This window comes from Mycobacterium sp. NTMscope_MAC_269 (assembly GCF_976985695.1).
The window spans coordinates 508,749-528,466 of sequence record NZ_OZ335668.1 but is presented as its reverse complement, the minus strand read 5'-3'; the positions used below and the strand labels follow the sequence as shown (position 1 = coordinate 528,466).

Below are 19,718 nucleotides of genomic sequence, written 5' to 3'. Positions count from 1 at the left end.
ATGCCCGCGCTCTTGTGGTTTCGTCGCGATCTGCGGTTGCACGATCATCCGGCGCTGGTCGCCGCGGCCGAGGGCGGTGAGGTGCTCGCCTGCTTCGTGCTCGATCCTCGCCTGGAAAGCTCGTCGGGGCGGCGCCGGATGCAGTTCCTGGGCGACGCACTGCGGCGGCTGCGCGACGACCTGGATGGTCGACTGCTCGTCACCCGCGGGCGCCCCGACACCCAGATTCCCCGCATCGCCAAGGAGATCGACGCGTCGTCGGTGCACGTCTCGGAAGACTTCGCGCCGTTCGGAAAGCGCCGCGACGAACGGGTGCGCGCGGCATTGGGGGCGGTCCCGCTCGTGGCCACGGGCTCGCCATATCTCGTCTCGCCCGGACGCGTCACCAAGCCGGACGGATCGCCCTACCGGGTGTTCACACCATTTTTGCGGCAGTGGCACAAAGCCGGCCGGCGCGCACCGGCGAAATCGAGCGCCACCTCCGCGCACTGGCTGGATCCGGCGCGCCTGCGGGTCGAGGACTGCGAAATCCCCGATCCCGGCGTCGCACTCGACATCACGGCCGGCGAGGCGGCGGCGCGCGCACAGTGGAAGTCGTTCGTAGACAACGGATTGAGAAGCTACGGCGAGGATCGTAACAGGCCAGACCTGCAAGCCACCAGCCGGATGTCGGCGCACCTGAAGTTCGGCACCATCCACCCCCGCACGCTGGTCGCCGACCTCGACCTGCGCGGGGGCGGGGCGCAAGCGTACGTGCGGGAGTTGGCTTTTCGCGACTTCTATGCCGATGTGCTGCACCACTGGCCCGCGAGCGCGTGGCGCAACTGGAACGGCGATTTCGACGGTATCCGGACCGACTCCGGCGCCGAGGCCAGGCGACGCTTCGAGCTGTGGAAGGCCGGCGAAACCGGTTTTCCCTTCGTCGACGCCGGGATGAGGCAGTTGCGGGAGACCGGGTTCATGCATAACCGGGTGCGGATGATCGTCGCGTCGTTTCTGGTCAAGGACCTTCATCTGCCCTGGCAGTGGGGCGCCGAATGGTTTCTGGACCAGCTCGTGGACGGGGACATGGCGAACAACCAGCACGGGTGGCAGTGGTGCGCGGGCTGCGGCACCGATGCCGCGCCCTACTTCCGGGTGTTCAACCCGACCACGCAGGGCGAAAAGTTCGACCCCACAGGCGATTACATCCGCCGTTGGGTGCCCGAGCTGCGCTCGGCCGACGACGCGCACCTGCGCAAGGGCACGCGGCCGGACGGTTACCCGCAGCCAATCGTCGACCACGCCGCCGAGCGCGCCGAAGCGCTGCGACGTTATCAGAGCATCTGAGCGATCTCGGCGTTCCTTCGCGCATTCGCACACCCGAAGCCGGTCGGCGTGCCATGATCGCCCGATTGGTCAAGCCATTCGGGAGGCGACAATGACCCTCTCCGTCATGCGCGCGGTGCCGATTTCGTGCGCCATCGCCGGCCTCGCCGCGGTCATCGCGGGCTGTTCATGCTCGATCGGTTCGTCGCACATGGTGAGCAAGAACGATGTCGCCGGCCAGATCACCGCCAAGATGACCGACGCCGCGGGCAACAAGCCCGAGTCGGTGAGCTGCCGAAACGACCTACCCGCCAAGGTCGGAGCGCAGGTGACCTGCGAAATGAAGGTCAAGAACCGGCCTTTCGGCGTCACCGTCACCGTCACCGGCGTCGACGGCAGCGACGTCAAGTTCAACATGGTGGAGGTGGTCGACAAGGACCAGGTCGCCAACGCGATCAGCACCCAGCTCGGCCAGCGGGTGGGCAGAAAACCGGACGCGGTGACCTGCCCCGACAACTTGAAAGGCCTTGCGGGCGCGACGCTTCGGTGTCAGCTCACCGACCGCGGCGAAAAATTTGGGGTGGTGGTGACCGTCACGAACGTCGACGCGGGCGACGTCAACTTTCATTTCAAGGTCGACGACCGGCCCCAACCGACTGGCTAGCGGGCGGCCTTTTTCCGTTCGATGTCGGCCAGCGCGGCCGCCAGTTCGGCGCGCTGCGCGGCCGAGCTCTCCCACGCGAGCTGACGGTTCTTGACCACCTTCGCCGGCGCGCCGACCGCAATCGAGAAGTCCGGAATCACACCGCGCACCACCGCGTGCGATCCCAGCACGCACCCGCGCCCGACGGACGTGCCGCGCAGTACCGACACCTTGACCCCCACCCAGGTGTCCGGTCCGATCCGCACCGGGGACTTGACGATGCCCTGGTCCTTGATCGGCATGTCGATGTTGTCCATGCGGTGGTCGAAATCGCAGACGTAGCACCAGTCGGCCATCAAAACCGAATCGCCGAGCTCGATGTCGAGGTAGGCGTTGATGACGTTGTCGCGGCCCAGCACCACCTTGTCGCCGAACCGCAGCGAGCCCTCGTGCGCCCGGATGGTGTTCTTGTCACCGATGTGCACCCAGCGGCCGATCTCGAGCTGCGCCAGCTCGGGCGTGGCATGGATTTCCACGTCCTTGCCGAGAAACACCATGCCGCGGGTAATGATGTGCGGGTTGGCCAGCTTGAACTTCAGCAACCGCCAGTAGCGCACCAGGTACCACGGGGTGTATGCGCGGTTGCGCAGCACCCACTTCAGCGAGGCCAGCGTGAGGAACTTGGCCTGGCGCGGGTCGCGCAGGTTCGATCCACGCCAGCGGCGGTGGACCGGGGCGCCCCACATGCTCGTCACAGCCGGACAGCCTAACGCGGTCAATGACGAGCCCGCGAACCGCCACGGGTTACCCTCACCTGTACTCAATCGCCGCGCGCGCACCGCCCTGGGAAGGACTTGGAACCGACGTGCTTGCCCGACAACTCGTCAATGGGCTTCGGCGTTGCTCATCGGTGCTGCTGGCGGCGGCGCTCGTGGCCGGGGTCGGCGGCTGCGGAAACACCGACTCGTGGGTGGACGCATCGGCCGCACAGGGGTGGCCGGCGCAGTACGCCGACGCCGCCAACAGCGGCTACACGCCCACCGGCGGCGCCACCAAGCTGTCGCTGCAGTGGAGCCGGTCGGTCAAGGGGAGCCTGGCGGCGGGGCCGGCGCTCAGCGCGCGGGGCTATCTGGCTCTGAACGCCCAGACCTCGGCGGGTTGTTCGCTGATGGAATGGGAGAACAACGACAACGGGCGGCAGCGCTGGTGTGTGCGGTTGTTCCAGGGCGGCGGCTTCGGCGGCCCGCTGCTCGACGGCTTCGACAATCTCTACGTCGGCCAGCCCGGGGCCTTCCTGTCCTTCCCGGTCACCCAGTGGACGCGGTGGCGTCAGCCGGTGATCGGCATGCCCACGACGCCGCGGTTTTTGGGCAACGGCGAGTTGCTCGTCGCCACGCACCTGGGGCAGGTGCTGGTGTTCGACGCCCATCGCGGCCAGGTGGTGAGCAGCCCGCTCGATCTGGTGGACGGTATCGATCCCACCGATGCCACGCGCGGGCTAACCGATTGCGCGCCGGCCCGCCAGGGCTGCCCGGTGGCGGCGGCGCCCGCGTTCGCGGCGGCCAACGGGATGGCGGTGCTCGGCGTCTGGCAGCCGGGGACCCCGGCCGCGGTGCTGGTGGGCCTGAAGTACCACCCCGGGCAGACGCCCCTGCTGACCAAGGAATGGACCAGCGACGCCGTGGGCGCCGGGGCGATCGCCAGCCCGGTGCTCTCGGCCGACGGGTCGACCGTCTACGTCAACGGCCGCGACCAGCGCCTGTGGGCATTGCGCACCGCGGACGCGAAGGTGAAGTGGTCGGCGCCGCTGGGATTTCTGGCACAGACTCCTCCGGCGGTCACGCCGCAGGGGCTGATCGTGTCCGGCGGTGGCCCCGACACGCAACTGGTCGCGTTCAAGGACGCCGGTGATCACGCCGACCAGGCGTGGCGCCGCGACGACGCCGTCCCCCTGTCGTCGTCGAGCCTGGCCGGCGGCGGGGTCGGCTACGCGGTGGTCAGCGGGCCACCCGCCAACGGCGCGCCCGGGATGTCGGTGCTGGTCTTCGACCCGGCTGATGGCCACACGCTGAACAGCTATCCGCTGCCGGCGGCCACCGGATATCCGCTGGGGGTTGCGGTCGGCACCGACCGGCGGGTGGTCGCCGCCACCAGCGACGGTCAGGTCTACGGTTTCGCCCCGGCCTGACGGGGACATACTCCTACAGTGCCGATCGACGACCCCACAGCGCAGGACGCCGCGACCACCACCCCAGCACAGGGCCGGCGCGCCAGCACGGCCGACATCGTGGCGACACTCGTCTTGCTGGTCATCCATGGCGGTCTCTACGGGGCGACCTTGCTGATCCTGGGCCTGCTCGTGATGACCACCGACCCGTGCAGCTACCAGAAGTGCGGCGATCCCGCCTGGATCGATCGGGCCATGAATTTGGGCACCTGGGGCGGGGCCGTGCTCCTGGTCGTCGACGTCGTGGTCGCCGTGTATCTGTTGGTGCGCAAAAGAAGAGCCTTTTTCGTCCCGATCATCGGTTGCCTCGCGCAGGTGGCCTTGGCGGCCCTGGCCGTGGCGATGGAATTGCGGGCCGGGCCGGTCTGAGCCGCAGGGTCAGATGGCCAGCGGCGGGATGGCGTTGCGTGGCACCTGGGCCTGGGCGGGCCCCCCGAACGCCGGCAGCATCTCGCCCGGGGCGAAGTAGAAGATCAGCTGATCGTCGGTGATCGCGAAGTTCTGGTAGTGCGACGGGTCGTGGCCGGTCGACGGCAAAATCGCCGCGCCCAAAGGGGTTTGGCGTTCCAAGTCGCGCTGGACGATCGGGAAGATGGCGTCCAGCGGCGTCGCGCCCGGGGGGAACAGGGTGTCGAAGGTGATGGGCTGCTTGGTCTCGAGGTTGTAGTTGAACGCCTTGTACCAGATCGACGACCGTGTTCCCCCGACGTCCTGGAAGAACTTGAGCACCACGCTGCGGGTGTGGTGTGGCGGCTGGCCGGCGCTGCGCTGGTCGGTGGTGGCCTCCAGCTGGTAGGGCTGGTCACGGCTCCCGGAACTCTGCGCGACGTTGACGAAGCCGTCCCGGTTCTGCGTGATGTAGTCGGTCAGCGCCTGCTGGTCCGGGTAGTCGGTGGGAAACGTCATCGTGAGCATGTAGTTGGCGCCGGTGGCGTGCAGGCGGCACATCTGGCCGGCCTCGACCGTGCCGCCCAGGCTCGCGCACGACGGCGGCTCGGCGGCGGCCGGCCAGCCCAACAACACCGCCGGTGCGAGCAGCGCAGCGGCTATCAGATAACGCATCGTGGAATTGTCCTCGCAAACTAGCCAGGGCGGGGCGTGACCGGAAAAAGTAACCGCCGCCAGCGTACCCGGCGCTAGCGGGACGCCCGGCAAACGAATGCCATCGCGTGACCCGAGGCCCGCGCGCCGATGCGGGTGATGACCACCGACAGCGCTCGGCTGCCCCGCAGCCGCATCCGTTTGCGCAGCGCGCCGGGGTCGACCCCCACCCCGCGGACCAAGACCTCGAGCGATCCACAGTCCAGCGCCGCCAGCGCCTGCCGGAGCCGTCGTTCATCGAAGACCAACTGCTCGATCACCTCGAAACCCCGCACCGCGGCCGGCAGCCGATCACCCGAGAGGTAGGCGATGTCGGGGTCGAGCTGCCAGAGCCCGTGCCGCGCCCCGTAGTGGCGCACCAGCCCGGCCCGGACCACGGCGCCGTCCGGGTCGACGATCCACCGCCCGGCCGGCCGCACGCCGCAGTCATCGGGGTCGGCGTCGGTGAGCTGTTCGCCGCGATCGAGGACGCTCGCCCGCCGGGTGACGCCGGGCCGCGCCAATCCCGCCGACCACAGGCAGGCTTCCCGGACCGACCCGCGATAGGACGTCACTTCGATCTCCCCGTCGAAGCCGAGGCGGCCTACCTCGTCGAAATCGATTCCCGGAGCGCACTTTACGGCGAAATCTCGGTCGCGATACGCCTCCAGCAGCGCAGCCAGGGCGGGCTGGTAGTCGTCGATGCGCAGGCGCCGCCGGCCCTCGGCGCGGCGTGCCGGATCGACGATGAGCACGGCGTCGCGGGTGATTGGGTGCAACGCGTCGGCGCGGCAGAGCGCCGCCGTCGGCCCCAGGTTGTGGCGCGCCATCGCCAGCCGCACGGGATCGAGGTCGCTGCCCACCGCCGTGATCCCGCGGCCCCGCAGCGCGGCCAGCTCGGTGCCGATCGAGCAGGTCGCGTCGTGCACGACGACGTCGGCGCCTCGCTCGGCCAGCCGCCCGGCCCGATGCAACGCCACCGGCGCGGCGGTGGCTTGCTGCAGCGCCTCGTCGGTGAACAGCCAGTCCGACGCCGCAACCCCCAGCCCGCTGAGCTTCTCCACCGCGCGGCGGCGCAACAGGACGGTCTCGACCAGCAGCGCCGCCCGGTCACCGAAGCGGCCGCGGGCCGCGGCGACGTCGGCGACCCGGGTGGCGTCCGTCAGCTCGAGTTCGGCGACGGCCTCCAGCGCCACGGCGCCGGCGTGCGACCGCAGGTAACCGACGTCGTCGGCGCTGAACCTGATGGCCCGGCTCCGGCGCTCAGGAGGGTTTGACCCCGGTCACCATCACGTTGTAGAACCAGCCCTTCGGAACCACGCGCCGCCACACATTGGCGTCCGCCCAGCTCAGGGCCTTCCAGCCGGTGAAGGCGAACTTCGCCCAGCCCCAGCCCAGCCGTCCCGCCGGCACCGACGCCTCGAAGGTGCGCACCGGCCAACCGAACATCGCGGCGGTGAACTCTTCGCTGACGGTCCGCACCTCGGTGGCGCCGGCGTTGGCGGCCATCCGCTCGAGGTCACCGGGGGTGAAGGTGTGCAGGTCCACGATGGCCTCCAAGGCCGCGGCCCGGGAGGATTCGTCGAGCTCGGCCTGCGGGCGCCGCCAGCTGCCCAGCCCGGGCAGCTTGGTGACGTTGGTCGCGATCCGCCAGGTCAGCGTGGACAGCTCGCGGGCGTAGACGTCGCCGGCGCTGGTCGGTTCGCCGGCGAAGACGAACCGCCCGCCCGGGCGCAGCACCCGGATCACCTCCCGCAGCGAGAGCTCGACATCGGGAATGTGGTGCAGCACGGCGTGCCCGACGACCAGGTCGAAGGTGTTGTCCTCATACGGGATGCCCTCGGCGTCGGCGACCCGGCCGTCGATGTCCAGCCCCAGGGACTGCCCGTTGCGGGTGGCGACCTTGACCATGCCCGGCGACAGGTCGGTCACCGAGCCGCGGCGTGCGACCCCGGACTGGATCAGATTCAGCAGGAAAAACCCTGTGCCACAGCCCAATTCGAGGGCACGATCATAGGGCAACTCCCGCAGCACCTCGTCCGGCACGATGGCGTCGAAACGGCCGCGCGCGTAGTCGATGCAGCGCTGGTCATAGGAGATCGACCACTTCTCGTCGTAGGTCTCGGCTTCCCAGTCGTGGTAAAGCACCTGGGCCAGCTTGCTGTCGTGCCGGGCGGCCTCCACCTGCTCGGCGGTGGCGTGGGGCGTCGGAACGGCGTCGGTCGAACTCGTCATGCAGGGCAGCCTAACGGCCGACGGGATTCGCCGGATCGCCACCGCCCTGACCAGCGGAGAAGACTTCCGCGTAGCGGCGGCGTTCGGCGGCGAGGCGCTCGGGGCGCTCGAGGTCGAACACGTCATTGATCCCGGCCTTGGCGGCCGCGAACGCGTGCCGCGGCCCGTCGAGGAAGCGGCGCGCCCATCCCGCGGCGGCGTCGTAGACGTCGTCGGGGGCCACCATTTCGTCGATGAGGTTCAGCGCCAAGGCTTCCTCGGCATCGAAGAACCGCCCGCTGAACACCAGTTCCTTGGCCTTGCTCGCCCCGGCGGCCCGGGTCAGGCGGGCCATCGCGTCACCGCCGGGCACCAACCCCGCCAGGATCTCGGTGGCGCCGAACTTCACGTTGTCACCGCTGATGCGCCAGTCGGCGGCCAGCGCCAGCGTGAGCCCGGCGCCCAACGCGTATCCGGTGATCGCGGCCACCGTCGGCTTGGGGATGGCCGCGACCGCGTCGATGGCCTCCTGCCGGACCCGCGCCGCGGTCTCGGCTTCGGCGCCCCGCAGGGTTCGCAGCTCGGGCATGTCGTCGCCGGCGGAGAAAATCTCGTGGCCGCCGAACAGGATCACGACGGCGACGTCGTCGCGCCGCCCCAATTCCTCTGCCGCCGCGACGATCTCGCGGTAGACCTGGCGGGTCATCGCGTTGGTCGGGGGGCGCGACAGCAGCAGCATGGCCAGCCCGGCGTCCTGCGAGCCGTCGCTGACCACGACGCTGACGAACTCGCTCAATGCCGCCACCCCAGCCCGCCCGCTTCGCGCGCCTGGTGGTAGCGGTCGGAATCGAAGAACTCGAAAACCCAGTTGTCGCCTTGGATCTCGAGATGCGGCTGCACCGGCACGATCTGGCGCTCCACGGCCAGGACCTCGGCGACCGTCCGCCCGGCCAGCGAGTCCAGCTGCGTCCAGGTCGGCGGCAGCAAAAAGCTGCGGCCGGCCGAGAAGTCGTCGATGGCCGCCTCCGGCGTCGTCCAGCCCGCGCTGTCGGATTCGGTGTTCTCGCCGTCGGCGCGCTGCCCCTGGGGCAGGGCGCCGACGAAGAAATAGGTGTCGTAGCGGCGGGTGCGCTCGGCCTCAGGGGTGACCCAGTTGGCCCACGGCCGCAACAGATCCGAGCGAAGCTCGAGGTTCTCGCGGCGCAGGAAGTCCGCGAACGACAAGGTCCCGTCGGCCAGCGCCCGGCGGGCATCGCCGTACACCGACGCGTCGCCGACGATCCCATCCGGGTCACCCACCGGCCCGGCGAACAGCACCCCGGATTCCTCGAACGTTTCGCGGGCCGCGGCGCAGACCAGCGCCTCGGCCAGGTCGGGTTCGATGCCGAAGCGCTGCGCCCACCACTCCGGCGCCGGTCCGGCCCATGCCCCCCGCCCGCTCAAGTCGGCGTTGCGGTCGCGCTCGTCGACGCCCCCGCCGGGGAACACCATCGTCCCGGCCGCGAACTCCATCTTGGCGTGCCGTCGCATCAGGAAGACGCCCAGGCCGGGACCGCTGTCGCGGACCAGCATCACGGTCGCCGCGGGCCTGGGCACCAGCGGGGTTTGCTCGGGTGACGTCATAGCTGCCTCCGGTGGGCTGCGCGGGTGCGGACTCGCCGCGCGAAGTAACGCCCGTCGACGACGTCGAGGGCGATCGCTTGGCCGAATGCGGTGGACAGATTTTCCGCGGTCAGCACGTCGGTGAGCAATCCCGCGGCCACCACCTCGCCTTCGGCGAGCAGCATGCAGTGGCTGAATCCGGGCGGGATCTCCTCGACGTGGTGGGTGACCAGCACCAGGGCGGGCGCATCGGGGTCGGCGGCCAGGTCGGCCAGCCGCGCCACCAACTCCTCGCGGCCGCCCAGGTCCAGGCCGGCGGCGGGTTCGTCGAGCAGCAGCAGTTCGGGATCGGTCATCAGCGCGCGGGCGATCAGCACCCGTTTGCGTTCGCCTTCGGACAGCGTGCCGTAGGTACGGTCGGCCAGATGTTCGGCGCCGAGGCTCTCCAGCATGTCGATCGCCCGGCGGTAGTCGACGTCTTCGTAGCGCTCACGCCACCGGCCCAGCACCGCGTAGCCGGCCGAGACGACGAGATCGCGCACCACCTCATCGCCCGGGACGCGCTGCGCCAACGCCGAGGAACTGAGCCCGATGCGGGAACGCAATTCCGTCACGTCGACGCGGCCCAGCCGCTCACCGAGCACGAAAGCCACGCCGGACGAGGGGTGTTCGGCCGCCGCGGCGATCCGCAGCAGCGACGTCTTGCCCGCCCCGTTAGGTCCGACGATCACCCAGCGCTCGTCGAGTTCGACCGCCCAATCCAGCGGCCCGACCAGAACGTTGCCGCCGCGCTGCAGCGACACCTCGCGCAACTCGATCAGCAGATCGGGGTCGGCTGCCTCGCCGTTCTTCTCGGGCACCCGACCATCGTGCCGTACCGCGACGCTCGAATACCTGCGGGGTCAGCGCCTCCGCCGAGCAGACGCAGAATCGCATGAAAATGGCCGAGATCGTGCGATTCTCTGTCTGCTCGCGGCGAGGAAGCCCGCTACGGATCGGGCGGAATTTCCACCCGGCGGACCTCGCCGTCGACCGCGTCGGCCGCCTCGATTTCGCCGCGGGTGATGCCCAGCAGGAACAGGACCGTGTCCAGATACGGGTGGCTCAACGACGCGTCGGCGACTTCGCGCAGCGCCGGCTTGGCGTTGAACGCGATCCCCAGCCCGGCGGCAGCCAGCATGTCGATGTCGTTGGCGCCGTCGCCCACGGCGACGGTCTGCGCCATCGGGACCCCGGCGTGCTGCGCGAATTCCCTTAGCGCCGTAGCCTTTCCGGCCCGGTCGACGATGGGACCGATCACCCGTCCGGTCAGGGTTCCGTCGACGATCTCTAGCTCGTTGGCGGCGACGTAGTCCAGCATCAGCTCCTCGGCCAATGGCTCGATGATTCGGCGGAAACCCCCGGACACCACGCCGCACGCGTAGCCCAGCCGCCGCAGGGTCCGCAGCGTGGTCCGCGCGCCCGGCATCAACTCCAGCTGATCGGCGACCTCGTCGATCACCGTGGCGGGCAGCCCCGCCAGGGTCGCCACCCGTTGCTCGAGTGACTGGGCGAAGTCCAGCTCGCCGCGCATCGCGGCGTCGGTGATCGCGGCGACCTTGCCCTCGGCGCCCGCCTTGGCCGCCAGCATCTCGATGACCTCGCCCTGCACCAACGTGGAGTCGACGTCGAACACGATCAGCCGCTTGGCCCGGCGTTCCAGCGTGTAGTCCTCGACGGCGACGTCGACGTGCTCCTCGCTGGACACGCGGTTCAGGACGGTCCGCAGCCGGCCGCCGGCCCCGGGCGGCACCGAGACCCGCAGCTCCAGCCCGGTCACCGGATAATCGGAGACGCCGCGGATCAGGTCGATGTTGACGCCCAGCGCGGCCACCTCGCGGGCCACCGCGCCGAACGCGCCGGCGGTGATGGGCCGGCCCAGCACGAAAATGGTGTGCGTCGAGGGTTCCCGGATGATCGGCACGTCGTCACTGCGCTCGATGCTGACGTCCAGGCCCACCCTGCGGATGGCCGATTCGACGTCATGGCGCAGCTCGGAACCGTCGGCGACGGACGCCGGGCAACGCACCAGCACGCCGAGCGTCAGGCGGTGGCGGATCACCACCTGTTCGACGTTGAGCAGCTCGACCCCATGTCGCGACAAGGCCTCGAACAGGGTCGCGGTCACGCCCGGTTGGTCCACGCCGGTGACGGTGATCAGCACCGACACCTTGGGTGGTGAGTTCACTCCCGACAGCCGCCCGTCAGGCCATCAGCTGCGAACCTGGACGTCGTCCAGCCTGGTGACGTCCTTGTCCGCGGGGCCGTGCGCCCGGCCCACATGCGCCTCGGCGCGCAGCCGCTCCACCATGTGCGGGTAGTGCAACTCGAATGCCGGCCGCTCCGAACGGATTCGGGGCAGTTCGGTGAAGTTGTGCCGCGGCGGCGGGCAGCTGGTCGCCCACTCCAGCGAGTTGCCGTAGCCCCACGGGTCGTCGACCGTGACGACCTCGCCATAGCGCCAGCTCTTGAAGACGTTCCACACGAACGGGAACATCGACGCGCCCAGGATGAAGGCGCCCACCGTCGAGGCGATGTTGTAGGGCTGGAAACCGTCGCTGGGCAGGTAGTCGGCGTAGCGGCGCGGCATGCCCAAATCGCCGAGCCAGTGCTGCACCAGGAAGGTGGTGTGGAACCCGATGAAGGTCAACCAGAAGTGCAGCTTGCCCAGCCGCTCGTCGAGCAGGCGGCCGGTCATCTTCGGGAACCAGAAATAGATGCCCGCATACGTCGCGAACACGATGGTGCCGAACAGCACGTAATGGAAGTGCGCGACGACGAAGTAGCTGTCGGTGACGTGGAAGTCCAGCGGCGGGCTGGCCAGCATCACGCCGGTCAGACCACCCAGCAGGAAGGTGAGCAGGAAGCCAACCGAAAACAGCATCGGCGTCTCAAAGGTCAACTGCCCCTTCCACATCGTGCCGATCCAGTTGAAGAACTTGATCCCGGTGGGCACCGCGATCAGGTACGTCATGAACGAAAAGAACGGCAGCAGAACGGCTCCGGTGGCGAACATGTGGTGCGCCCACACCGCCACCGACAGGGCCGCGATCGACAGGGTGGCATACACCAGCGTGGTGTAGCCGAAGACCGGCTTGCGCGAGAACACCGGGATGATCTCGGTGACGATCCCGAAGAACGGCAGCGCGATGATGTAGACCTCGGGATGGCCGAAGAACCAGAACAGGTGCTGCCACAACAAGACTCCGCCGTTGGACGCGTCATAGATATGGGCGCCCAGATGGCGGTCGGCGGCCAAGCCGAACAGCGCCGCGGTCAGGATCGGGAACGCGATCAGGATCAGGATCGAGGTCACCAGGATGTTCCAGGTGAAGATCGGCATCCGGAACATCGTCATGCCGGGCGCGCGCATGCACACCACGGTGGTGATCATGTTGACCGCACCCAGGATGGTGCCCAGACCGGCGAGGATCAGGCCGGTGATCCACAGGTCTCCCCCGGCGCCGGGTGAGTGGACGGCGTCAGACAGCGGCGTGTAGGCGGTCCAGCCGAAGTCGGCGGCCCCGCCCGGGACGATGAAGCCGGACGCGGCGATCAGCCCGCCGAACAGGAACAGCCAGTACGAGAAGGCGTTCAGCCGTGGGAACGCCACGTCGGGCGCCCCGATCTGCAGCGGCAGCACCAGGTTGGCGAACCCGAACACCACCGGGGTGGCGTACAGCAGCAGCATGATCGTGCCGTGCATGGTGAACAGCTGGTTGAACTGCTCGTTGGACAGGAACTGTAGGCCGGGAGCGGCCAGCTCGGTGCGCATCAGCAACGCCATCAGCCCGCCTATGAAGAAGAAGGCGAAGCAGGTGACGGTGTACATCACGCCGATCAGCTTGTGATCGGTGGTCGTGATCAGTTTGTAGACGAGGTTCCCTTTGGGGCCCGTGCGGTCCGGGTACGGACGAACGGCCTCGAGTTCTCCCAAGGGGGGCGCTTCGGCTGTCAACAGCTTCTCCAAACATCCGGATCGGACACTGGCCCAACATCACTATTGAGACGAATCTTAGCCGTCGATGACGACGACGTCAGGGCTGGTCCTACAAACTGTCGTAAATGCGTCGGCGGGGCGGCGCCTCCGTCGGCGCGGCGCCGGGCGGGTCCGATCGTGGCGACCCGCTTCGCCCGGCTCCGCCGCGCTCGCGATCGCCACGCTGGCCGGGTGTTAGCGTCTGACGCGTGTTGTCCGGCGTGATCAGACCCGCCCGGCTGGCCTTCGGGGTAGCTGTCGTCGGCGCGGTGACGGCGCTGGTCGTCGTGGCGTGCGGCGGCTGCGGATCCGACCGGCCCGCCGCCAGGCCGCCGGCTCGTTCGCTGGTGACCCCCACCACACAGATCGCGGGCGCCGGCGTGCTGGGAAACGACCGCCGACCCGACGCTTCGTGCGCGCGCGACGCCGCCGAGGCCGATTCGGGGGCAGCGAAGCGGCGCGTCCACAACGCCGCCGGGGTCGAGCCGGACGCCGTGCAGGTGCCCGCCGATCCGCGGCGCATCGTGGTGCTCTCCGGCGACCAGCTCGACGCGTTGTGCGCGCTGGGCCTGCAGTCGCGGGTGGTCGCCGCCGCGTTGCCGGACGGCTCGCCGAGCCAGCCCGCCTATCTGGGCGGCACGGTGCACGGGGTGCCGGGCGCGGGTACGCGCTCCCACCCCGACGTGCAGGCGATCGCGGCGGCCCACCCCGATCTCATCCTGGGCTCCCAAGCGTTGACGCCCACGTTGTATCCGCAGCTGGCGGCGATCGCCTCGACGGTGTTCACCGGCGCGCCGGGCGCCGCCTGGGAGGACAACCTGCGTGCCGTCGGCGCCGCCACCGCGCGCGGCACCGCGATGGACGCGTTGCTCAGCGGGTTTGCGCAGCGCGCGACCGACGTGGGCGCGCGCCATGACGCCTCCCACTTTCAGGCGTCGATCGTGCGGCTGACCACCGAATCGATCCGGGTGTACGGCGCCAACAACTTCCCGGCCAGCGTGCTCGGGTCGGTCGGCGTGGACCGGCCGGCCGCGCAGCGGTTCACCGACAAGCCCTACGTCGAGATCGGCGCCACCGACGCGGACCTCGCGAAGAACCCGGATTTGTCCATCGCCGACGCCGACCTGGTGTACCTGTCGTGCGCGACCCCGGCCGCCGCCGATCGGGCCGCCCAGGTCCTCGACAGCGGCCCGTGGCGCAAGCTGTCGGCCAACCGCGACAACCGGGTCTATGTCGTCAACGACGAGATCTGGCAAACCGGCGAGGGGCTGATCGCCGCCCGCGGGATCGTCGACGACCTGCGCCTGGTGAACGCCCCGATCAACTGAGGCCGGGCCGCAGGTACGCGGCGATCGCCGGAACGTGATGTTCGCCCCGATAATTGGCGGAAGAACGTTACCCTAGCTAAAATTTTGCTGAAGCCATCAAAGACTGAAGAGGGATATTCATGCGCACTGTTTCGGCATACGCCGCCACGTCGGCGACCGAACCGCTGACCAAGACGACCATCGAGCGGCGCGACCCGGGCCCGCGCGACGTGGCGATCGACATCAAGTTCGCCGGCATCTGCCACTCCGACATCCACACCGCCAAGGGCGAATGGGGCACGCCGCATTACCCGGTGGTCGTGGGCCACGAAATCGCCGGCGTCGTGAGCGAGGTCGGCGCCGAGGTCACCAAGTTCAAGGTGGGCGAACACGTCGGCGTGGGGTGCATGGTGAATTCGTGCGGGCGGTGCAGCAGCTGCGACGCCGGGCTCGAGCAGTACTGCAAGAACGGCGCGACGTTTACCTACAACGCGATCGACAAGGACGGCACGTCGACGCAGGGCGGCTACAGCCAGGCGGTCGTCGTCGACGAGAACTTCGTCTTGCGCATCCCCGACTCGCTGCCCCTGGACAAGGCGGCGCCGCTGCTGTGCGCCGGCATCACGCTGTTCTCACCGCTGCGCCACTGGAAGGCCGGGCCGGGCACGCGGCTGGCGATCATCGGCCTGGGCGGCCTGGGGCACATGGGCGTCAAGCTGGGCGCGGCGATGGGCGCCGAAGTCACCGTGCTGTCACAGTCGCTGAAAAAGATGGAAGACGGACTCCGGCTGGGCGCCAAGCACTACTACGCCACCTCCGACCGCGAAACCTTCAAGAAGTTGCGCAGCAGCTTCGACCTGATGCTCAACACCGTCTCGGCGAACCTGAAGCTCAACGACTACCTGAGCCTGCTCGACGTCGACGGCACCCTCGTCGAATTGGGCATCCCCGAGCACCCCATGGAGGTGGGCGCGTTCCCGCTGGCGCTGGCACGCCGCAGCCTGTCCGGGTCGAACATCGGCGGGATCGCCGAGACCCAGGAGATGCTCGACTTCTGTGCCGAACACGACGTGACGCCCGAGATCGAGGTCATCGACCCCGACTACATCAACGAGGCCTACGAGCGCGTCCTGGCCAGCGACGTCCGCTACCGCTTCGTCATCGACATCTCGAAGCTGTAGCGGCTCAGGAAACCGCGTTGGGGGCCGGCTCGGGCTGGCCGTTGGCCGCGCCGTGTTCGTCGGTCGCCAGCGTGATCCCCGCGAGCGGCCAGCCCGCGGCGGCCAGGCGGGCGGCCACCCGCGCGACGTTCTCCGGACCGGCGTCGTAGTGGGTCATGTCGGAGATGAAATCGGCGATCACGTCGCGGTTGATCTCGTCGCCCGGCTTGGTTTCCTCGTCGATCGCGTCGACGACTTCCTTGATCTGGTCCTCGGTCAGCGGTGTGCTGCGCAGCAATTCCAACAGCGGGACACGATCGGGCCCGGGAACGCCGTCGGGGTAGCCGCATTGCAGCCACTGGATCACTGAACGGAAGAAAGCGGCCGTCGAAGATGGGGTTATCGCCACACCCACCAGTGTCCCGGCTACCCGGTCGGCGGCGCTACCGGGCCGCCGCGCCCCGGCCACAATTCACGTGGCGTTCACAAACCGCTCAGCTCACCTGAGCTGCTAGAAGTCCCAGTCCTCGTCCTCGGTGACGACGGCCTTGCCGATCACGTAGGACGAGCCCGAGCCGGAGAAGAAGTCGTGGTTCTCGTCGGCGTTGGGCGAGAGCGCCGACAGGATCGCCGGGTTCACGTCCGTCTCGTCGCGCGGGAACAGCGCCTCATAGCCGAGGTTCATCAGCGCCTTATTGGCGTTGTAGCGCAGGAACTTCTTGACGTCCTCGGTCAGCCCCACCTCGTCGTAGAGGTCCTGGGTGTACTCCACCTCGTTGTCGTAGAGCTCGAAGAGCAACTCGTAGGTGTAGTCCTTGAGTTCCTGTTTGCGCGCGTCGTCGACCAGGGCCAGGCCGCGCTGGAACTTGTAGCCGATGTAGTAGCCGTGCACGGCCTCGTCGCGGATGATCAGCCGGATCATGTCGGCGGTGTTGGTCAGCTTGGCCCGGCTCGACCAGTACATCGGCAGGTAGAAGCCGGAGTAGAAGAGGAAGCTTTCCAACAGCGTGGAGGCGACCTTGCGCTTGAGCGGCTCGTCGCCCTTGTAGTACTGCATGACGATCTCAGCCTTGCGCTGCAGGTTGGGGTTCTCCTCCGACCAGCGGAACGCGTCGTCGATCTCGGCGGTCGAGCACAGCGTCGAGAAGATGTTGCTGTAGCTGCGCGCGTGCACCGACTCCATGAAAGCGATGTTGGTGTAGACCGCCTCCTCGTGCGGGGTCAGCGCGTCGGGGATGAGGCTGACCGCCCCGACCGTGCCCTGAATGGTGTCCAGCAGCGTCAGGCCGGTGAACACCCGCATGGTCATCTGCTTTTCGTGGGCGGTCAGGGTGCCCCACGACGGCAGGTCGTTGGACACCGGCACCTTCTCGGGCAACCAGAAATTGCCGGTCAGCCGGTCCCACACCTCGGCGTCTTTGTCGTCTTGCAGCCGGTTCCAGTTGATCGCCGAAACGCGGTCAATCAGCTTCATGTTTTCGGTCACCAGAACCCCACTTCACCGGAAGGCTTTTGTCTGCGAACTCAGACTTCAAACACTACCTCTGGGGTACGACATGGAGGGGCAACACAAGAGGTTGTGTTTGCCGTGTCGCCCGAGCGGGCGGTAGCGCCCGTCGGAGCCAGGTTGGGCGCCCCCGCGCGGTGGGTATCAGAAGTGCCGTGAACATCCCCGGTTCGGTGGCGCATGCGGCGCAGCGACTTGTCTCTATCTATCGCCGAACGGGAGCCGATGTGCCGTTCGGCAATCCGCTGCCCTCACACGGCACCGAGATGGAGGGTTGGTTCTGGCGACTCTCCGACCCCACCGACGGCCGCGTGGTGGTCGCGTTGTGCAGCGCCAATCGACACCCCGACGGCGACTGGTCGACCGCCGCGATTGCGCTGCATCCGGGCGGTGTCGTGCGTTCTGCCGCGATCGACGCGGCCAGTGCTGATCACTCGCGGTTTTCGATCGTGGCCCGCGCGGGCAACGACTTTGTCGAGGCGAACAGTAAGCGGCTGGCGATGGCGATCGGCGACAGCGCGGTCGACCTCACTTTCAGCCGAGAATTTCGATGGCCGAAGGCATTTGCCGGGGGCGGAGTCGCCTCGTCGGTGCCTTGGTTGAATCAGTACTGGCATCCGTACCGGCTGGGTGCCACGGCCTCGGGAACGGTGACATGTGGTGATCAATGCTGGCGGTTTGCTGACGCCACCTTGTATTGCGAACGCAATTGGGGATCGGGTTTTCCACGTCGCTGGTGGTGGGGCCAAGCCCACGATTTCGACGCGGCCGACGTGTCTGTCGTGTTCTCGGGGGGCTTATTGGAGTTCGGGCCGCTGAAGCGTGAGGTGACCGGAGTTGTTGTGCGACTACAGGATCGGGTCCTGCGCATCACTCCCCCGGCGTGGGTGTCGTCCAGTTGCGACGGACGACGATGGCGGATTGACGCGCGCAGCGCCCGCTACCGCGTCGAACTCGACGGGAGCGGCGACGGCGCGCAGCCCCACGTGCTTCCGGTACCGCTGCCCGCCGAACGCCGCAACATCGACACCGACTACGAATATCTGGCGGGCACGCTGCGCTGCACGGTGCGCGAATGGGGCCGCGTCATTTTCGACGGCACAACACAGTTAGCGGGTTTGGAGGTCGGCAGCCGACCGGGCTGACCGATGGGATGCGCGTCAGTCCAGCGCGGCCTTCCGCGCATCCGCTCTGCGCATGTACCATTTGGTACATGATTACCGAGGACAGTGTCGTGATCAACGCGCCGGCGCGGTTGGTATGGGAAGTCTTCAGCGACGTCGAGCGCTGGCCGGAGTGGACCGCGTCGGTGACGTCGCTGGCCGCGATGGACGGTCCCGGGCTCGCGATCGGCAAGCGGTTCGCAATCAAGCAGCCTCGCATGTCGAAGCTGGTGTGGAAGGTCACCCAACTCGACCCGGGGACGTCCTGGACGTGGGTGCAACGCGCCCCCGGCGCGGCGGCGAGCGCCCGCCATGAGGTGATCGCCCAACCGGGCGGCGGGACCCTGGTGCGCCAGCGCATCGACCAGAAGGGCCCACTCGGCACTCTTGTCGGGCGGCTCATGCGGTCGATGACCAAGCGGTACCTCAAGCTCGAGGCCGAAGGCCTCAAGGCCCGCTCCGAGCAGCTCAGCCGCGCCGATGGCGCGCACCCCTGACGCCGAGCGGCGCCGGCAGCTCCTCGATGCGCTCGTCGCCGAGTTCGCCGCCGGCGGCATCGGCGACCGGTCGCTGCGCGCGGTGGCCGACGCGGTCGGCACAAGTCACCGAATGCTGTTGCACCACTTCGGCTCCCGCGAAGACATGCTCGTAGCGATCGTCGAGGAGGTCGAGCGCCGCCAGATGGGGCTGCTGACCGAACTGCCCACCAACCCGGCCGCGAGCTTCGCCGCCATGTGGGCCGATCTCCGCCGCCCCGAGCTACGCCACTCCGAACGGCTGTTCTTCGAGTGTTATGCCCGCGGCGCCCAAGGCGAAAAGCCTTTCACCCGAATGGTTCCCGGCGCGGTCGACGGCTGGCTGACCGAGGTGAAGGAAGCCTCCGACAGCCCTGTCGACCCCGCCGTGGCGAGGCTCGGGCTGGCCGTAATCCGCGGTCTGCTACTGGATCTCGTGGCCACCGACGACGACGCCGGCGTCGACGCGGCCGCGCGCGCCTTCACGGAACTGCTCAGCCACTGAGGTAATGCTTCAGCTTGCGGTGTGGACGATCAGGACATCGGTCTTGACCCTGCGGGAGACCTCGGACGGGACCGATCCCAACAGCCGCCCGGCCATGCTGTTGAGCCCGACGTTGCCGACGACCATCAGGTCGGCATGGACCTCCTCGGCGAGCTGCACCAGCACGTTGATGGGGGCGCCGACGATCGACCGCTCCTCCACGTTCTTGGCCCCCGCTTGGTGCGCCCGTTCCTTGGCGTTCTGCAGGATCGCGTAGTAGGGCGCTTCGCCCACCGTCCGATAGTCCTGGCCGTGGTCACTCCCCGGCGGAATGGCGTAGCGGCCACGTTCCTGGGGGACGGGGAGATGCGCCGTCACGACGATCAGTTTCGCGCCGTGATCCGCGGCGATCGCGGCTGCGCGATCCACCGCGCACAGCGACGAGTCCGAGCCATCGGTGCCGACCACGACGATCTGATAGGCGCTCATT

At 68.5% G+C, this 19,718-nt stretch carries 21 protein-coding genes; 9 read left to right on the top strand and 12 right to left on the bottom strand.

What is annotated here, in order from left to right:
• On the top strand, nt 1-1,329 hold the full coding sequence (locus ACZ50Z_RS02605; protein WP_464482140.1) for a cryptochrome/photolyase family protein: 1,329 nt from the start codon (nt 1-3) through the stop codon (nt 1,327-1,329).
• Between the two features lie 106 nt (nt 1,330-1,435).
• A complete protein-coding gene (locus tag ACZ50Z_RS02600; RefSeq protein ID WP_464486061.1) occupies nt 1,436-1,972 on the top strand; it encodes an anti-apoptotic protein in 537 nt (178 codons plus the stop codon).
• Here the strand turns inward: ACZ50Z_RS02600 and ACZ50Z_RS02595 are convergent.
• Nucleotides 1,969-2,706 carry an acyltransferase gene (locus ACZ50Z_RS02595; protein ID WP_085290095.1) on the bottom strand — a complete coding sequence of 246 codons (738 nt, stop codon included), beginning with the start codon at nt 2,704-2,706 and terminating at the stop codon, nt 1,969-1,971. The genes ACZ50Z_RS02600 and ACZ50Z_RS02595 overlap by 4 nt on opposite strands.
• Before the next feature lie 155 nt (nt 2,707-2,861).
• Between ACZ50Z_RS02595 and ACZ50Z_RS02590 the strand changes: the two genes are divergently transcribed.
• Both ACZ50Z_RS02590 and ACZ50Z_RS02585 read left to right on the top strand, forming a co-directional pair.
• A complete protein-coding gene (locus tag ACZ50Z_RS02590) occupies nt 2,862-4,139 on the top strand; it encodes an outer membrane protein assembly factor BamB family protein (protein ID WP_464486060.1) in 1,278 nt (425 codons plus the stop codon).
• Nucleotides 4,140-4,157: 18 nt separating this feature from the next.
• On the top strand, nt 4,158-4,547 hold the full coding sequence (locus ACZ50Z_RS02585; protein ID WP_464482139.1) for a DUF6264 family protein: 390 nt from the start codon (nt 4,158-4,160) through the stop codon (nt 4,545-4,547).
• A gap of 9 nt (nt 4,548-4,556) precedes the next feature.
• Here ACZ50Z_RS02585 and ACZ50Z_RS02580 read toward each other — a convergent pair whose 3' ends face one another.
• The 8 genes from ACZ50Z_RS02580 to ctaD form a co-directional block, all read right to left on the bottom strand.
• Complete coding sequence (locus ACZ50Z_RS02580; RefSeq protein WP_464482138.1) at nt 4,557-5,240, bottom strand: esterase; 684 nt, start codon at nt 5,238-5,240, stop codon at nt 4,557-4,559.
• Between the two features lie 74 nt (nt 5,241-5,314).
• Nucleotides 5,315-6,505: a THUMP-like domain-containing protein gene (locus ACZ50Z_RS02575; protein ID WP_464486059.1), complete on the bottom strand. Its 1,191-nt coding sequence runs from the start codon at nt 6,503-6,505 to the stop codon at nt 5,315-5,317.
• 16 nt (nt 6,506-6,521) lie between these two features.
• Entirely contained in the window at nt 6,522-7,493 is a 972-nt protein-coding gene (locus tag ACZ50Z_RS02570; RefSeq protein WP_464482137.1) for a class I SAM-dependent methyltransferase, read from the bottom strand.
• Between the two features lie 10 nt (nt 7,494-7,503).
• A complete protein-coding gene (locus ACZ50Z_RS02565; RefSeq protein ID WP_464482136.1) occupies nt 7,504-8,268 on the bottom strand; it encodes an enoyl-CoA hydratase in 765 nt (254 codons plus the stop codon).
• Entirely contained in the window at nt 8,265-9,095 is an 831-nt protein-coding gene (locus ACZ50Z_RS02560; RefSeq protein ID WP_464482135.1) for an NUDIX hydrolase, read from the bottom strand. Before ACZ50Z_RS02560 ends, ACZ50Z_RS02565 begins: the two co-directional genes overlap by 4 nt.
• The gene (locus ACZ50Z_RS02555; protein WP_464482134.1) at nt 9,092-9,934 is read right to left on the bottom strand and encodes an ABC transporter ATP-binding protein; all 843 of its coding nucleotides are present in this window, start codon (nt 9,932-9,934) and stop codon (nt 9,092-9,094) included. Before ACZ50Z_RS02555 ends, ACZ50Z_RS02560 begins: the two co-directional genes overlap by 4 nt.
• A 128-nt stretch (nt 9,935-10,062) precedes the next feature.
• Nucleotides 10,063-11,301 (bottom strand): phosphoserine phosphatase SerB, encoded by a 1,239-nt coding sequence (gene serB / locus ACZ50Z_RS02550; protein ID WP_464482133.1) that lies wholly within the window; start codon nt 11,299-11,301, stop codon nt 10,063-10,065.
• A 24-nt stretch (nt 11,302-11,325) separates the two neighbouring features.
• Complete coding sequence (gene ctaD, locus ACZ50Z_RS02545; RefSeq protein WP_464482132.1) at nt 11,326-13,071, bottom strand: aa3-type cytochrome oxidase subunit I; 1,746 nt, start codon at nt 13,069-13,071, stop codon at nt 11,326-11,328.
• A 230-nt stretch (nt 13,072-13,301) separates the two neighbouring features.
• Here ctaD and ACZ50Z_RS02540 point away from each other — a divergent pair, with 230 nt between their 5' ends.
• Both ACZ50Z_RS02540 and ACZ50Z_RS02535 read left to right on the top strand, forming a co-directional pair.
• Nucleotides 13,302-14,420 (top strand): iron-siderophore ABC transporter substrate-binding protein, encoded by a 1,119-nt coding sequence (locus tag ACZ50Z_RS02540; RefSeq protein WP_464482131.1) that lies wholly within the window; start codon nt 13,302-13,304, stop codon nt 14,418-14,420.
• Nucleotides 14,421-14,539: 119 nt separating this feature from the next.
• Nucleotides 14,540-15,580 (top strand): NAD(P)-dependent alcohol dehydrogenase, encoded by a 1,041-nt coding sequence (locus tag ACZ50Z_RS02535; RefSeq protein ID WP_464482130.1) that lies wholly within the window; start codon nt 14,540-14,542, stop codon nt 15,578-15,580.
• A gap of 4 nt (nt 15,581-15,584) precedes the next feature.
• Here the strand turns inward: ACZ50Z_RS02535 and ACZ50Z_RS02530 are convergent, their stop codons facing one another.
• The gene (locus ACZ50Z_RS02530) at nt 15,585-15,926 is read right to left on the bottom strand and encodes a DUF3349 domain-containing protein (protein ID WP_464482129.1); all 342 of its coding nucleotides are present in this window, start codon (nt 15,924-15,926) and stop codon (nt 15,585-15,587) included.
• A 144-nt stretch (nt 15,927-16,070) separates the two neighbouring features.
• Nucleotides 16,071-17,045: a class 1b ribonucleoside-diphosphate reductase subunit beta gene (gene nrdF / locus ACZ50Z_RS02525; RefSeq protein ID WP_464482128.1), complete on the bottom strand. Its 975-nt coding sequence runs from the start codon at nt 17,043-17,045 to the stop codon at nt 16,071-16,073.
• A 176-nt stretch (nt 17,046-17,221) separates the two neighbouring features.
• Here nrdF and ACZ50Z_RS02520 point away from each other — a divergent pair, with 176 nt between their 5' ends.
• The 3 genes from ACZ50Z_RS02520 (at nt 17,222) to ACZ50Z_RS02510 (ending at nt 19,249) form a co-directional block, all read left to right on the top strand.
• Complete coding sequence (locus ACZ50Z_RS02520; RefSeq protein WP_464482127.1) at nt 17,222-18,211, top strand: tocopherol cyclase family protein; 990 nt, start codon at nt 17,222-17,224, stop codon at nt 18,209-18,211.
• Nucleotides 18,212-18,279: 68 nt separating this feature from the next.
• On the top strand, nt 18,280-18,726 hold the full coding sequence (locus ACZ50Z_RS02515; protein WP_464482126.1) for an SRPBCC family protein: 447 nt from the start codon (nt 18,280-18,282) through the stop codon (nt 18,724-18,726).
• A complete protein-coding gene (locus ACZ50Z_RS02510) occupies nt 18,710-19,249 on the top strand; it encodes a TetR/AcrR family transcriptional regulator (RefSeq protein ID WP_464482125.1) in 540 nt (179 codons plus the stop codon). Before ACZ50Z_RS02515 ends, ACZ50Z_RS02510 begins: the two co-directional genes overlap by 17 nt.
• A gap of 9 nt (nt 19,250-19,258) precedes the next feature.
• On the opposite strand, the gene ACZ50Z_RS02505 is transcribed toward ACZ50Z_RS02510, so the two are convergent.
• On the bottom strand, nt 19,259-19,717 hold the full coding sequence (locus ACZ50Z_RS02505; RefSeq protein ID WP_464482124.1) for a universal stress protein: 459 nt from the start codon (nt 19,715-19,717) through the stop codon (nt 19,259-19,261).
• Nucleotide 19,718: the final 1 nt, after the last annotated feature.